General features: G+C 44.7%; 15 protein-coding genes. 3 read left to right on the top strand and 12 right to left on the bottom strand.

Going from position 1 to position 15,125, the window contains the following annotated elements; translation table 11 throughout:
- Window positions 1-82: 82 nt before the first annotated feature.
- Together glgD and MKZ16_RS02900 are read right to left on the bottom strand one after the other, a co-directional pair.
- Window positions 83-1,186, bottom strand: coding sequence for a glucose-1-phosphate adenylyltransferase subunit GlgD (gene glgD / locus MKZ16_RS02905; RefSeq protein ID WP_036676786.1), 1,104 nt, complete (start codon window positions 1,184-1,186; stop codon window positions 83-85).
- Between the two features lie 122 nt (window positions 1,187-1,308).
- The gene (locus MKZ16_RS02900; RefSeq protein WP_038568594.1) at window positions 1,309-2,472 is read right to left on the bottom strand and encodes a glucose-1-phosphate adenylyltransferase; all 1,164 of its coding nucleotides are present in this window, start codon (window positions 2,470-2,472) and stop codon (window positions 1,309-1,311) included.
- Between the two features lie 475 nt (window positions 2,473-2,947).
- Here MKZ16_RS02900 and MKZ16_RS02895 point away from each other — a divergent pair, with 475 nt between their 5' ends.
- The 3 genes from MKZ16_RS02895 to MKZ16_RS02885 all read left to right on the top strand — a co-directional run bounded on the left by MKZ16_RS02895 (window position 2,948) and on the right by MKZ16_RS02885 (window position 5,944).
- A complete protein-coding gene (locus MKZ16_RS02895) occupies window positions 2,948-3,631 on the top strand; it encodes a response regulator transcription factor (RefSeq protein WP_038568592.1) in 684 nt (227 codons plus the stop codon).
- Entirely contained in the window at window positions 3,628-5,211 is a 1,584-nt protein-coding gene (locus tag MKZ16_RS02890; RefSeq protein ID WP_076105955.1) for a HAMP domain-containing sensor histidine kinase, read from the top strand. The genes MKZ16_RS02895 and MKZ16_RS02890 overlap by 4 nt, the downstream gene beginning before the upstream one ends.
- A gap of 166 nt (window positions 5,212-5,377) precedes the next feature.
- A complete protein-coding gene (locus MKZ16_RS02885) occupies window positions 5,378-5,944 on the top strand; it encodes an FAD-dependent oxidoreductase (RefSeq protein WP_036676776.1) in 567 nt (188 codons plus the stop codon).
- 393 nt (window positions 5,945-6,337) lie between these two features.
- Here MKZ16_RS02885 and galU read toward each other — a convergent pair whose 3' ends face one another.
- From galU to MKZ16_RS02835, 10 genes are all read right to left on the bottom strand, one after another.
- Window positions 6,338-7,258: a UTP--glucose-1-phosphate uridylyltransferase GalU gene (galU, locus tag MKZ16_RS02880; RefSeq protein ID WP_218641946.1), complete on the bottom strand. Its 921-nt coding sequence runs from the start codon at window positions 7,256-7,258 to the stop codon at window positions 6,338-6,340.
- Between the two features lie 18 nt (window positions 7,259-7,276).
- On the bottom strand, window positions 7,277-8,263 hold the full coding sequence (locus MKZ16_RS02875; RefSeq protein WP_036676773.1) for a glycosyltransferase family 2 protein: 987 nt from the start codon (window positions 8,261-8,263) through the stop codon (window positions 7,277-7,279).
- A 78-nt stretch (window positions 8,264-8,341) separates the two neighbouring features.
- Window positions 8,342-10,468, bottom strand: coding sequence for a glycosyltransferase family 39 protein (locus MKZ16_RS02870; RefSeq protein ID WP_076105953.1), 2,127 nt, complete (start codon window positions 10,466-10,468; stop codon window positions 8,342-8,344).
- A 205-nt stretch (window positions 10,469-10,673) separates the two neighbouring features.
- Window positions 10,674-11,219: a DUF1697 domain-containing protein gene (locus MKZ16_RS02865; protein ID WP_036676770.1), complete on the bottom strand. Its 546-nt coding sequence runs from the start codon at window positions 11,217-11,219 to the stop codon at window positions 10,674-10,676.
- 27 nt (window positions 11,220-11,246) lie between these two features.
- Window positions 11,247-12,065, bottom strand: coding sequence for an aminoglycoside phosphotransferase family protein (locus MKZ16_RS02860; protein ID WP_038568584.1), 819 nt, complete (start codon window positions 12,063-12,065; stop codon window positions 11,247-11,249).
- A 14-nt stretch (window positions 12,066-12,079) separates the two neighbouring features.
- Window positions 12,080-12,376: an antibiotic biosynthesis monooxygenase gene (locus MKZ16_RS02855; protein WP_036676767.1), complete on the bottom strand. Its 297-nt coding sequence runs from the start codon at window positions 12,374-12,376 to the stop codon at window positions 12,080-12,082.
- Window positions 12,377-12,394: 18 nt separating this feature from the next.
- Window positions 12,395-13,021, bottom strand: a complete 627-nt coding sequence (locus MKZ16_RS02850) for an alpha/beta hydrolase (RefSeq protein ID WP_036676765.1) — start codon at window positions 13,019-13,021, stop codon at window positions 12,395-12,397.
- Window positions 13,022-13,044: 23 nt separating this feature from the next.
- The gene (locus MKZ16_RS02845; RefSeq protein ID WP_076105951.1) at window positions 13,045-13,563 is read right to left on the bottom strand and encodes a DJ-1/PfpI family protein; all 519 of its coding nucleotides are present in this window, start codon (window positions 13,561-13,563) and stop codon (window positions 13,045-13,047) included.
- A 225-nt stretch (window positions 13,564-13,788) separates the two neighbouring features.
- The gene (locus MKZ16_RS02840) at window positions 13,789-14,901 is read right to left on the bottom strand and encodes an endospore germination permease (protein ID WP_076105948.1); all 1,113 of its coding nucleotides are present in this window, start codon (window positions 14,899-14,901) and stop codon (window positions 13,789-13,791) included.
- 26 nt (window positions 14,902-14,927) lie between these two features.
- Window positions 14,928-15,116, bottom strand: coding sequence for a hypothetical protein (locus tag MKZ16_RS02835; RefSeq protein WP_143760483.1), 189 nt, complete (start codon window positions 15,114-15,116; stop codon window positions 14,928-14,930).
- Window positions 15,117-15,125 lie beyond the last annotated feature (9 nt).

Below are 15,125 nucleotides of genomic sequence, written 5' to 3'. Positions count from 1 at the left end.
AAAAGCTTTTTTTAGGGATGCATTAGACTATGCCTGTAGATCAGATAGGTTATACTGTTTCGTTTCATCTAATCCAGTTGGTTTATATTTTGCTGCTCTTGGCGATCACAAATGGACGTTTACTATCCCCGACGAGAATTCGATTCTTACTTAAATGTACGTCCTTATCCATGATCACATTCTCAATAACAGCATCTTCCTCTATAATGCACTTCTGCATAATTACAGAATTGATGATCTTCGCTCCTTTACGTACCTGAACCCCACGAAAGATCACGCTGTTCTCCACCGTTCCAGCTATAATGCAGCCGTTAGCCACCAGTGAATTGCTGACATTTGCGCTTTCTAAATATCGGGTAGGAGCCTCATATTTAATCTTCGTCTGCACGGGACTTTCTTTGAACAGACTAAAGTAATTCTCCTGCTGAAGCAGCTCCAGACTATTCTTATAATAGCTTTCCAACGAATTAATTACGGCATGATAGCCATGATATTCATAAGCAGCGATTTTGAATTTATGGCGGTTTTTCTGAATCACATCACGGAAAAAATAACTCTCACCATGTGCAATGCAATGTTCCACCTGCTCCAGGAACAGTTTTTTCTCCATAATGAAGATATCGAGATATAAATTGGGATGATCCTTCTCATGATGGATATTGGTCACATTATTCTCTTCGTCCACTTCAATACGCTGGCATAACTCATGTTCTGGCTGCAACTGCTCTATTTTTTTGTATACTACTGTAACGTCGGCACCCTTCTCCAAATGATAGCTGTACAAGTCCTGGAGATCGATAGTATTAATATGCTGGCTACCGGAAAACACAATATATTTAGCAGATCCCCGTTTAAAAAGATCCAGATTATTATGATAATGCTGAAGGTCGCCAAGAGAAGTATCGGTGGGATCATTCCAGTCCGGAGGCAAAATAAATAGTCCCCCATGCTTGCGATTCATATCCCAAGATTTCCCGTCACCCAAATGGTCCATTAAAGAACGATATTTACGGCGAACAAACAGGCCCACGCTCTCCAGATCCGCACGCATCATATTGGAAAGCACAAAATCTATCAACCGATAACGACTGGCAAAAGGTACGGCTGCACCACAGCGGAAATAAGTGAGTTCATTTAGTTTATCGAGTTCATGATCCAGATTAATTACACCCATGAGTTGCTTCATCGGAATCCACCGTCCTCTTATAATTTATAAGAAAGTATAAGTTTCACTATATACTTTATCCTTATAAATCTCGCATAAACGCTTACCGTCCCTAGAAGGACGCCGAAGGCGTTTTAGCTTGATTATATGGTTTTGGCCACAGCTGATTTACGTTTCTTGCTTTTATTGTCGATCAGCAGAATTTCGTTCTCGTTCTCCCGCTCGATGCCTATTTCCATATAATCGTCGATTACCGTATTCTCACTAATAATCGCTTTATGAATGCGTACGTTCTTACCAATCTTAACCTTAGGCATAATTACGGAGTCCGTAATCACACTGCCTTCACCTACTTCTACGCCATAAAAAAGAACCGAGTGCTTCACTTCACCATGCACAATGCAGCCTTCATTAATAATGCATCCTGACACTTTCGCCCCAGGTGCGACATATTGGGCGGGTTGATTCGGATTGCGTGTAAATATGCGCCAGCTGGGATCATTTAGATTAAGCGGTGGATTATCGCTCAGTAAATCCATATTCGCTTCCCACAGGCTTGCTACCGTACCAACGTCTCTCCAATACCCTTCAAAAGGGTACGCAAATAAAGAGTTCCCGTCTTCCAGCATCAAAGGAATGATATCTTTACCAAAATCGTGAGATGATCCTATATTCTCTCCGTCCTCCAGTAAATGCTTGCGGAGAATTTCCCATTTAAAGATGTACACACCCATAGAAGCTAGCGTGCTTTTTGGCTGTGCAGGCTTTTCCTCAAATTCGTAAATTTTCAGATCGTCCTCCGTATTTAAGATTCCAAATCGACTTGCTTCCTCCAGCGGAACGTCAATCACAGAAATCGTGCAATCTGCGTTTCTCTCCTTGTGGTATTGCAGCATAGCATGATAATCCATTTTATAAATGTGATCACCGGATAGAATAAGGACATGCTCGGGGTCGAACTGATCTACAAATTTAAGATTTCGATAAATCGCATCGGCTGTTCCCCGATACCAGCTGCTTCCATTCTCACGTTCATGCGGTGGCAATACGAATACTCCACCATTCTTACGGTTCAAATCCCAATCACTGCCTACTCCGATGTAAGAATGTAGTATAAGTGGCTCATACTGTGTCAATACACCGACAGTATCAATACCCGAATTGGAGCAGTTACTTAAAGGAAAGTCGATAATCCGATAAGTGCCCCCAAAATAGACAGCGGGCTTGGCAAGCGATTTGGTTAAACCTTTCAATCTTTTGCCTTGGCCTCCAGCCAATAGCATGGCTACCATTTCTTTTTTCTTCATGGAAGAGCCTCCCTTGACTTATGGGTAATATAAAGTTCAGCAAACCTAGGATGAATGAACAGAATTCCAGAAAGAAGTGAATTAGAAAAGAAATACACCAGAAAGAAATGAGCCTTGATAGGAAGATGACAAAGTTGAAAAAACGAGGAAGGAAATTTTACACGTTCGGATGATCTAACCTAAAATAGGGAGAGCATTCTCCAAAATCAGGAGCCTGAATCAGGAGATTATCCTTATTGTAAAGTGTTCTATATTCTTCGTCAAAACCCTTTATCGCAATTCCGAAAATCCGGAATTTTTAACCCTGTTTGTCATTAAACACGTTAATATTCCTTATAACTAGATTAACCAATTTAAAGCCATGTGAAAGAAATCCACTCATTTATTCTAGAAAAAGAATCATCCGGTCTTCAGCAAACATTCAACCGGATATGGCATAATGAAGCTATCTATCACCGATTTGGAGGAACCTATGATGAAAGCAGTACAAGGAGTTCGACTTCTGCTCGTAGATGATGAGCCTCATATATTACAGTTCCTGGAGCTGGGTCTCCTTAACGAAGGTTTTGAAGTACGAACCGCGTCGGACGGGCTAAGCGCCATTTCGATTGCAGCTGAATTCAAGCCCCATGTAGCTATCCTGGATGTTATGATGCCGGGTATGGATGGATTCGAGGTATGTCACTATCTGCGCTCAGAAGAGACAGAGGTAGCTGTCATCATGCTTACTGCAAAAGACGAAGTGGATGATCGCGTAAAAGGACTATCTATTGGTGCTGACGACTATATGGTCAAGCCCTTCAGCTTTGATGAATTACTAGCGCGGATCCAAGCGCGGCTGCGGAATCAGTTTCCGGGGCTGCTAGGCGAGGTCCGCTGCGGTCCTTTCCGAATTGACAGCCGGCGAAAGGAAATTCGCTTCAGGGAAGAAGTACTTGAGCTCTCCCCTACGGAATACGAGTTATTGCAGTATCTCGTTATCAATCACGGCCTTGTACTCAGCAAGCCTATGATTCTTGATAAAGTGTGGGGCTATGATTTTGGCGGTGAGGAAAATATCGTTGAGGTCTATATCCGTTCGCTTCGTGAGAAGCTCGGAGATAAGGAGCACCGTATTATCCGTACCCTGCGGGGCGCAGGCTACCGGGTGGATCTATGAGCACTCCCATCTTCAGATGGCTTCGCAGACTACCTGCACCACGTTCCCTGCGTAAACAGCTGCTTGCCACATCGCTGCTCATTCTATCAGGATTGCTGCTGCTAATTGGAGTCTTACAATATATCCTTATGCGAGATTTTATATACAGCAATAGAGCGGAGTCTATGGAAGCGCAAATACGTTCTGTCCCCCGTGAGATGTTTTTTAACTTTTTTAATTCCTATGACGAGGACACCACAGGTATAAATGACACAAACAATGAGTTTAACAGCAATTTCCCGTTGGAAAGAGAAGACATGAATAAAATGCCAAGTGGGCTGCGAACTGGCGAGAACCGGCGCCCGCTTCTGCTTGATGCCCATACAACTCTCGCCATGTACAGCTCGGATGGCACCTTCAGGGATTTACAGCAATTAACCCTCTCAGATATAGCAGCACCCAGGCTGACCAATGAGCAATACGATGCGCTGCTGATTCACACCACAGATAGGGCAACAGGAAATTACAAGCTCATCCAAGCTGAAGACGGCACTGAACATCTAGCCATATTCATGAATCTTTATAGGCCTGGAAATACTAGATTGCTGCTGCAAATGAGTGTGAGCACGGGGCCATTAACGGATGTGATTATGCAGCAGCTGCTGATCTACGCAGGTTTGTCAGTGATTGCTTTATTGACTGGATTATTCCTATACTTGCCGGCCCTGCGAAAGACGTTAGTTCCTCTTTCTAATATGGGAGAATCGGCTGAGATCATTAATGCCGGTAATTTGGACATTCGGTTTCCAGTTGACCAAGGACAGGCCGAGATCGACAAGCTTGCTCATTCATTCAATGGTATGCTCGAACGTCTCGAAATATCCTTTCATAATGAACGGGAGGCCAAGGAGCAGATGCGCAGGTTCGCTGCCGATGCTTCTCACGAGCTTAGAACTCCGCTTACCTCAATACACGGTTTTCTTGAGGTCTTGCTGCGGGGCGCCGCCGATAATAAAGAACAGTTATATAACTCGTTGCGAAGCATGCATGGTGAATCGAAACGGATCAATAAGCTGGTCGAGGATCTGCTACTGCTCGCTCGAATGGATGGAGCTCCACAGCTGCAGATGACTGACCTGATTCTCAGCGAGGTAATTCACGAAATGAAGCCGCATCTGCTTTTGCTCGCAGATCAACGTAAAGTTACTTTTGATATCTCCTATGGCATCCGTGGTAAATATGATCCCTATAAGCTCAAGCAGGTGATTCTGAATCTGTTCCACAATGCAGTTCAGCATACCGATGCCGCGGCAGGCAGCATTCATCTCTCTTTACAAGCCGCAGGAAATCAGACTCTCTTAAGCGTGCGGGATAATGGCTGCGGAATTCCCGCAGAGCATATCCCACATATCTTTGATCGATTCTACCGCAGTGACTCCTCTCGCACACGTAAATATGGCGGATCAGGTTTAGGCCTCTCTATCACAAAATCTATTGTCGAGGCGCATCACGGCAAGATTAGTGTAAATAGCACCGTCGGCGAGGGGACAACATTTACGGTCAGCCTGCCTTGTGAGGAAGGATTAGCCAAGGAACAGTAACAACCGTTATAATTAAGAGGAACTGGAGCATCGCTCCACAAAACCAAGCGTATGCTTTCGTTGCCAGTTTTGCTCCACAAAACCAAGCGTATGCTTTCGTTGCCAGTTTTGCTATGTAGTCCATTCTAAGGAGCATCGCTCCACAAAACTTTTAGGAGGTAAATACATGTACGAAATCGCCGTAATTGGCGCCGGTCCTGCCGGTGCAAGCGCAGCCCTGTTCGCCGCCAAGGCGGGCAAAAAAACGCTGCTGATCGACAACGATAAGGGCATGACCCGCAGAGGTTGGTTTGAGAACTTTTATGGAATTTCCGAAGTAGGTGGTCCTGAGCTGGTCGAAACTGGGCATAAGCAAGCCGTTAAATTTGGCGCTGAGCTGGTTTCCGAGCAGGCTATCAACCTCACCTCCAGCGGCAACGGTTTTGTCATTGAAACTGAAGATGGAATTATCTATGAAGCAAAACATGTTATTCTTGCCACAGGCGCCCTTACAGATCTAGCTGCCAAAGCTGGCGTAGAGACTAAGGATGGTACAGAGCCAAGAATCAAAACTGTAGTAGCCGTTGATGCTGAAGGCAAAACGAATATCGCAGGTATTTGGGCTGCTGGTACTGTTGCTGGAGTAAGTGTACATGCCATTATTACCGCAGGCGATGGTGCGAAGGTAGCTATTAATGTAATTAGCGAGTTAAATGGCGCGCGTTACGTTGATCATGATGTGTTGAAAGCTTAATCTTCAGTACTCAAATCATAATCCGGAGGATGATTCTTAGGAATCGGTCTTCCGGATTTTTTCGTCACCAAGGAGAACCAAGTTACGAGATTTTAAAATAACTGCACTTGATGCAGCTATTTCAAACAATAACACCCACACGGCTGTTTTAAGTGTATTTTATGCAACTAAAAACAGGCTAAATGAGCATTATAGCTAAGATGTGAAGATATAGATGTATCAAGTGCAACTAAATCGATTTGCAGCTGTCCCCCCATACTTTTAATTGTATAAAGTACACCTATTTGCTCGTCCCTCACCTGCCCATTGAACACCACACGCAAAAAAACTGCTTCAAAACCTCATGCCACCGCCGAAGCCGATGTTATGATCATTTGAAACAGTTCCTCTCCCTCAACTGTGTATACTCCGATGCAAGGAGTCCACTTCTTCTTCTCTTCCCTTAAGACTAGCAGCCAGCTCCTGCAAATACGGAACCAATAATGGGCGCAAATCCTCCCGCATCAAACCTACCTCCAGCGTGGCCTTAATGTAACCGAATTTATCACCAATATCATAACGCTTGCCGATTAAATCGAGCGCCAGCAATCCTTCATGCCGGCATACCTCGTGCAAAGCATCCGTCAGTTGATATTCACCGCCCGCTCCACGTTCGAGGTTAGCCAGCACTGTGAATATCGAAGGCTCCAAAATATATCGCCCCATAATGGCATACTCTGAAGGAGCTGTTTCAGGCGAGGGCTTCTCTACCAATCCTTTTACTTCATGAACTCCATTTAGTGGGCCGCTGGAGGAGATAATCCCATATTTGTTAACCTCCTGCCGTGGCACATGCTGCACACCGACGATGGTCTGCTCCTCTTGCTCATACAATCTCATCATCTGCAACAGCGCCGGGTCCTCCGAGACCATGATATCGTCACCAAGCAGAACAGCAAAAGGTTCATCACCGATAAATTGTTCCGCACAAAGGATGGCATGGCCTAGTCCCAGCGGCTCCTTTTGCCTAATGTAATGGATGCTCGCTAGCTCACTAATTAGCTGGACTTCACGAAGTAGATCCTCTTTCCCTTTTTCCAGAAGCGTCTGCTCCAGCTCCACCGATTTATCAAAATGATCTTCAATCGACTTCTTATTACGGCCGGTCACGATGATAATACTTTCAATACCAGACCGAACGGCTTCCTCTACGATATATTGAATCGCTGGTTTATCCACAATGGGCAGCATTTCTTTTGGCTGAGCCTTAGTTGCAGGCAGGAAACGAGTGCCTAAGCCCGCGGCGGGAATGACAGCTTTTCTAATCTTCATCAGGAATCCCTCCCTTGCAGTTTATTTACGGAGATGGGTCACAGGGTGCTCACGAACATTCTTTTGCTGCCCCTTACCTTCATAGAACTCTTGGACAATATAAAGCGGACGTCCCTTAGTTTCATCATAAATCCGGCCGATATACTCACCTAGTATTCCTAGCATAATGAGTACGAAGCCATTAAAGGTCAGCGTAATTCCAATCATCGAAGCCCAGCCCTTAACGACTGAGTCTGTAAAAATTACCAGGTACAATACATACATAAGGTACAGAAAACCAGAAGCCGACAGCAGTGCGCCCAAATATCCTGCCAGCTTCAGCGGCTTATAAGAAAAGGAGGTGATTCCGTCCAAAGAGAGCTTGATCATACGTTTTAGTGGATATTTTGTTTCCCCCGCCAGACGTTCATCCCGTTCATATTCAATCGCCTTCTGACGGAAACCAACCCAGCTGACCAGTCCGCGTACGAAACGGTTTTTCTCCGGTAGACGTTTGAGCTCTTCGCAAACCCTACGATCTATGAGCCGAAAATCACCTGTATCCACAGGGATAGAAATATCGGTTGAATAACGCAGAATTCTATAAAACAGGCTGGCCGTCCACTTTTTGAATAAGGATTCACCGTTTCGCTTCACCCGTTTAGCATATACAACTTCATACCCCTTCTTCCATTCTGCAATCATGTCCAAGATCAATTCAGGCGGGTCTTGCAAATCAGCATCAATAATGACAACTGCATCCCCAAGGGCATAGTCCATTCCGGCAGTAATAGCGATCTGATGTCCAAAGTTACGTGACAAATCGATCAGCTTCACACTCTCATCCCAATAGCTATATTCCTCGATCATCTGGGCACAGTTGTCTGTGCTGCCGTCATTCACGAAGATCAGCTCATATACTTCCTCCGTCATTGCCATCACTTTTTTAATACGACGATACGTTTCCTGAATGACTGCCTCTTCATTAAACATCGGTATAATAATGGAATAGCGCACGTTGATACTCATGAGCAGCTCCTCCTTTAATTTGAATGCTGAAGCGTGCCTGCAAATGTATTAGCACGCTTCGTATCCTAAAACACTGAACTAGTTAACTGTAACTTTGTATAACGTTCCGCTGTTGCCAGCGTCGTTTCCTGCCCAATCCGCTGCTGGAACCTCTGTGCCATTGTCGGTAATCCAGGTAGATAGCGTAGAATTCCCTCCACGTCCACCACCCATACCGCCGCTGCTCAGCAGGAAGTATTTCACCTTGCCACTCTCTACTAACGCCTTTAGGGTATCTGTGGTATATACTGTGTCCGAATTGGAAAAACCGTTCAGAATAACAACCGATGCCCCCTTATCGACGATATAAGGAGCTGCTGTGCCATAATCCAATACGGCAAACAGATAAGGCTCCCCAGTATTATTTTCCTCCAGATAGGACAGCAGACTCTCATTCGCACTTGTGGCGCTATTACGCCCAAAGTTGCTAGAATTGCCGCCCATTCCTCCTCTGCCCTCACTGCTGCCTGGTCCTGCTTCAGGGGTTTGGCTATTCAGGCCATAAGTAATTGGGGTAGCTGCCCAGTAGAGCGGGCCAATTAACAATACTAGTACAGCGACAATACTTGCCGAGAAAACAAATGGCTTCTGCTTGCCTTTAAGAACGACCAGCACCAAAGAAACAACTATACCGGCTGCCAGAATGCCAATCGACCAGCCCCTGCCAATCGTATCGTCATAAGGATGAATAATGTACCATTGAAAAACTGCTGTAACCAGCGTCGCAACTGGCAATAGCCATGACAGCCAACCAGAGTGCTCGCGATACAGACTCCAGAGCTTTGACCAGCCTGCACCGACCAGCGCGGCTATCGGCGGAGCCATCATCACCAGATAATATTGATGGAAGAATCCCGCAATACTGAAGAATCCCATCACCGGGACCAGCCATGCTAACCAGAATAGAGCTTCTTTATGCCCTTGCGTAAAGTTCCTTCTCCGCAGATTAGCGAATAATCCAATACAACCAAACAATACAAAAGGCAACATCCAGCTTGCCTGACCTGACAGCTCTGATTGGAACAGGCGCAGTGGACCTGCGGTTCCAGTATTGAACATTCCACCTCCGCCGCCATTCATGCCGCTGCGTTGTCCTTGGCCCCCACCTTCACCACCAAATTGCCGGTTTTGATTATCTGTTCCACCGCCGGGTGGTTGCCCTGGTGAACCTCCATCATCGGCGCCATTTTGACCGTCTGAGGTTGAATTTATGCCTTGCCGACCCGAAAATGCTCCACGTCCGCTATCCGTACCATTTTCAGCATCTGCCCCGTTCATAGCGGGTCTTTCACCGTTCATAGCTGGCATCTCGCCATTCATGTTCGGCATCTCACCACCATTCATTGAAGGCATTCCACCTCCGCCACCTGTTCCCCGATCACCCGTCAATCGCGCGACACCATTATAACCAAAGGCAAGATTGAGCACGGAGTTAGTACCGCTGCTGCCGATATAAGGTCGTTTACTAGCGGGAATCGAATCCACTATCACTGCCCAGGATAACGAGACCACGAGTAATATAGCTGTCGAGGCCGCTAATACTCCAGTTTTTCGCTTCCAGTTCACTTTCGCAGCCAAGACATAAAAGAGATAAAAAGCCGGCAAAACCATATAAGCCTGCAGCATCTTCTCATTAAACCCAACACCGATTAAAGCGAATGCGGCAAGGAGACTGCCCAGCTTATTACTCTTCGTTCCTTTAAATAAAAACCAAACCGCCAACAGTAACGTGAATACTAACAAAGCATCAATGTTATTCGTCCGGCTAACAGCCGCCGCTACTGGAGTTGTTGCCATGGCCAGCGCTGCTAAACGTGCTGCCGCTTTACCAAAGGTAGGTTTAACCAGAAGGTATACGAGCAACACGGAGCCCACGCCCCCAAGCGCCTGAGGCAAAATTACACTCCAGCCATGAAGCCCGAAGATGAGCGCGCTAAGAGTCTGAATCCAAAAGGTGACCGGTGGTTTATCCACCGTGACTGAACCCGCAGAGTCGAGTGAAGCGAAGAAGAAATTATGAAAGTTTTGCAGCATACTTCCCACAGCAGTGGTGTAGTATGTATTCACATAGTGGTCATTCCAAACTCCATAACCGTACAAAAAAGCAGCGAGTATTAAAATGAGCCACAGTATAAGATCCGAGCTTATTTTTTTAGCAAAACTCATCTCCATTCACTCCTATCCCTTGATCATTCTATATGCCGGCAGTTCTGTAACTCCGGCCCAAGCTTTCCGTAGGTGTATTATTTCATCCATACCTTAACTCTCAATGAGTGCAAGCTGAATGTTTGCTGAATAAATGAGGCTGCCAGAACGCAAAAAAGACCCCACAATGTGGAGCCTTTCGGTACTCTTTTCAATCCAAACTATGTTATTCCATCTTGCCTATGGCAACAAGCTTATTCACCGTGTTCCAGTTGCGTGCGGTAATGGGCATCCCGAGTATTTTGTCAAAAGGGACTTTAAAAAGCGGCGATTGGCTCACACTGACCTCATATAATATATACATCTCTCTGCCGACAAAACGCACCTTATCCGGTCCATTCTCATAAGTGCGCAGTTTATCCAATGCTTCCGCTGAAGGCTCGGCTGGTAAAAAAGTAACATACCATCTTTTGAATTCCTCTGGCTCGGAGAGCTGAAAGGGATCGTTAGCGATCACGTTCTCCATCTCCGCTAAAGTACGGATAATAACAGAGACCTCGAATCCAAAAACCTCATGAATCTGACGTTCAATGACTCCGCTAAGCAGGCTCACCGAACCTTCATCACTCTCAAATACGACATTTCCGCTCTGAATATACGTTCGTACATTTGCAAATCCAAGAGCTTGAAACATCGCCTTCAGGTCCAGCATTTTAATAATTTTGTTCCCGCCGACGTTAATTCCACGCAGCAGCGCTATATAGGTAGTCATAGAATACGCCTCCGTTTTGTGCCATGATCAGCTTACCTCTGCGGCTAAGGTGTGTAGACGTTTACGAACTTCTTTTACCAGCAGCTCCTTCTCTGGAGGCGAAAGCCCCTCCACCAGACGCGCGGCCGCGATCGGCAAAATCCAGCGGTCTACGTCCTCATAAGTGTGTCCTGATAATCTGAGATACTCTTGAATGTATCCCTTAGTTAATCTTTTTCTTATAAAACCTAACATTAATTTGGAGAAGGCAGAAGCTCCCGGAGGCATAGCTCCCAAACTGAACATCACTACGGAACGCGCAGCATCTCCAGCAGGTTCTCCCACTACACCCGTCATCCAGTCGATCACCCAGAGCTGTTCATCCATAAGCACATTGTCGGGATGAAAATCCCCATGACATAAACGAGTGCCTTCCGGCAGCTTCTCCAGATACTTCAAAATGACGGATTTTTCCTCTTCGCTCAGCATAGGGGCAACCATGATCTGACTTTTCAGCATATCCTTTTGCTGGCCGATTTCCTCTGTAGTTTCAAGCTTATGCAAATCACAATGAAGCCCCGCCATCAGCCTGGCATATTGGGTAACTTTCCAAGGCTTCTCACCCATCACCTTTAGTAAAGAGGGACCCTGAATTTGTTGAAAAACGATACCTTGTCGATTCTGTTCAGTAATAAGCTCAAAAGGCTGAGGGGTCCGAACACCCCGCGCATGTACAAACCGGCTGATTTTATATTCCCGGCTGACGTGTTGCTCTGCTATATCCTCCCGGTACAATTTAAGAATCCTCTGATCGTCATGTTGCCAGATCTCCGCTGTTCTGCCTTCCCCAACAAGCTTCGCCTTCATTCGGTATCCTCCATTTAGTCCAGATTAATGCGGGTAAAATGCTCAACTACCGGAAATGGGTCGTAGTAATGGTGAAGGAGTGCTTTCCATTCCTGATATTGGCTGGATTCTCTAAAACCAACAGTGTGGTCTTCAAGCGTTCTCCACTTCACCAGCAACAGATACTTATGATCATCCTCCAAGCAATGTTGTAATTCATGGCCCATATAACCCTCTATCGAGGAGATTAAACTTGACGCCTCCTTGAAGCTTTGCTCAAATTCAGTAGTCAAACCAGGCTTTACTTGCAGCATCGCAGCTTCCAAAATCACAATCATCATCTCCTAAAGTTATGTATTTAAAGCATCACGGAAAAACTCATGATAGAAATTAATGATGACCAACAGTATAGCTAGTGACTCATTGACACTGCCTACCTCCAGCGAATGATTAGCATCATCGATTCTATACACCTTCAAATGATTCAGCCCACTAATTTCACCGGAATGTTCTTGACCAAATAAGGGGTCACTGCCGCCATAGATTACAGTACCACGACTCCGCTGAATCAGCGGCACCGCCTCAGGCAACGGGGTGATATATAGATGAGACGTCTTCTTCTGTATTTCTAGCTCTTCAGCTATTCTACCTGCAATAACAGCGCCCATGCTTTTACTTATAAAAAGAAATCTCTTATAATCCGGAAGAGAAGCGATCACAGCTTTACATTCCTCAATGATAATACTCATTTCTTCACGTTTGAAATCCACCCTTGCACTCTGGTAACCATATTCTAAAAGCAGAACATCACAATTATGCTCCCGGGCAGCTTTAGCCGCATAATCTAGCAGAGAGCGATCAGCTGAATAATTTTTACCCGGAAAAATAACAGCCAGCGCTTTGGACCCTTGGGTGATATATTTATGTTTAACCTCTCTACCCCAATAAGAGGACATAATGATATTGCTAACGTTCATACATGTTTCCCCTCTTCTACTCCTTAGACGGATTTAAAATGTTTAAAGAAATCTATCGTTTCTTGCAAATCTGCCTCATCTTTATAGATACTCATTATTCGCCCAATTTCAAGCGCAAAGTCTACATATCCATTCGGTTTAGCGGTAATGATTGTTCCATCGACAACGACGTTAGATACCCCAGATTCATTGTCCACATAAACCTTACCATCCAGTACTCCGGCAGCCTTAAGAATGGATACCCCACCGCAAATGCCCGCGATGACTTTTCCTGCTCGATTCAGGCTTCTGATTAAATCTAATAGAGCCTCCTGCCCTATTAAATTATCTGTTTCCCCACCAGGGATAATCAATAAATCTATGGTGCTAACGTCCACATTTTCAACCAATACTAATGGATTCACAGAAAAACCCTCGCAGGAAATTACCGCCTTATCTTCCAAGCTTAAGGTATAGACCTCGCCCTTTGTTTTCATAAAATAAGCTGCCAATGTAACCTCAAACTGCACAAAGCTATCATATATAAGAATATATGTATTCAATGATAGATCAGCTCCCCTGTTCTCAATAAAAAAGTAAACTCTATCTATGTATCTATCATTATAGCATCATCGCCTTCTCCTGAAACTTACGGACTCAGAGGACGCTATTTGCACATTTCCCGCGGCTTTAAAAGCGTAAATGTGATCAAATAAAACGAAATAAAAAAAGACACGGGCAACCAGCCACTTTAAGGCTTACGAGACACCTGTATCCTCCTATTAGAGCTATTGCTGTGACTGCGGCGCTAGCTGTTTATTTTTACGCCGGCTCACAACAATTTCAGCGCAAATCCATAACATCAGTGGAATAATCACCTGAAAAGGAAAGGCGTATATTTTATAAATATGGTAAGAAAAATAGTACATTTCCATAATATCCTTGTACACAAAATCCGCAAAATAGATCATGAGTAGTCCCATCTGAAGCACAACAGAGCGGTAACTCTTGAGCTTAAGTACTTTTGCTATCCCACTACTCGCTACATACAGACATAAACTTGTCTTGATAAAAGTAGTGATTACAAAAGCAACTGCCGATGAACCTTCAATTCGGGTCAGAAAATCACCTACATTAATACGGCCAGCAGACACATAAGCGGGAAAATATAAACTGGATAGAACTTCAGGACCCAGCATCAACAGGTTACGCAAAGTAGCCATAATGATAATCACCCCTGAAATTACTAGACTACCAAATAATATCTTCCGTATTGAGCTCTTGTCCGATAAATTACTGAATGCTCCCAGAAATATTACAATCTCCGCAAATGGAAAAGAAAAAGTACCCAGAGTGTCGCTTAATAAAGGCTGCCAGCCTTTGTCCAACAGAGGAAGTAAATGATGATATTCCAGTCTGGAAAAGGCGAGTGTTATCAGTACTAAATTAACAAATACAGCAAACAGCAACAGGAGCTTAGCGCTTCTCCCCATCACTTCAATCCCCGCCTTAACCACCCAAACACACAATAGTCCCAGACATATCATAGGTGCTAACATAGGGGTATCCGTTAAGGTAATTGTGCGACTGAATTCTCCAAAGTTTCTAATAATTAGTACCCCCAAATGAAAGGAATACCATATATAAAGAGTGGAGATGATTCGACCCAGGATTCCGCCAAACACGGTAATCAACATATCAAATAGATCCTTACCCGGTAATAGGACGTGGAGTCTGGCATATATCAGCAAAAGTGGGGCAACCAGCACCATAGCTAACAATACGGCGATCCAGTTACTGTTACCGGATTGTCCCGGTACGCCCATAAATATTGAAGTCCCCATAATAAATAAGACAGCAATACTAATAGCATGCCCTGTTGATATGATCTCTTTATTCATACTCTATTCTCCCTTTAGGCTAATACCTAGAATAGCTTCTTGATCCAATACACAAGGAATGGTGACGGACTAGGAATCGACCATCTCATTGCCAATGCAAAGGCAATACAGAATGAAATTAGACATAATGCAGAAGAAACATAAAAATCCCGCTTCATCCCCTGCTTCCACAGACCATAAGGATCGATTAAAACAATTACTACATAGATAAACATGACCACCAC

This window comes from Paenibacillus sp. FSL R5-0928 (assembly GCF_037970385.1).
Taxonomy (GTDB): Bacteria; Bacillota; Bacilli; order Paenibacillales; family Paenibacillaceae; genus Paenibacillus_AQ; species Paenibacillus_AQ odorifer.
The sequence above is the reverse complement of the archived record's forward strand: the minus strand, read 5'-3'. Positions and strand labels throughout refer to the sequence as shown.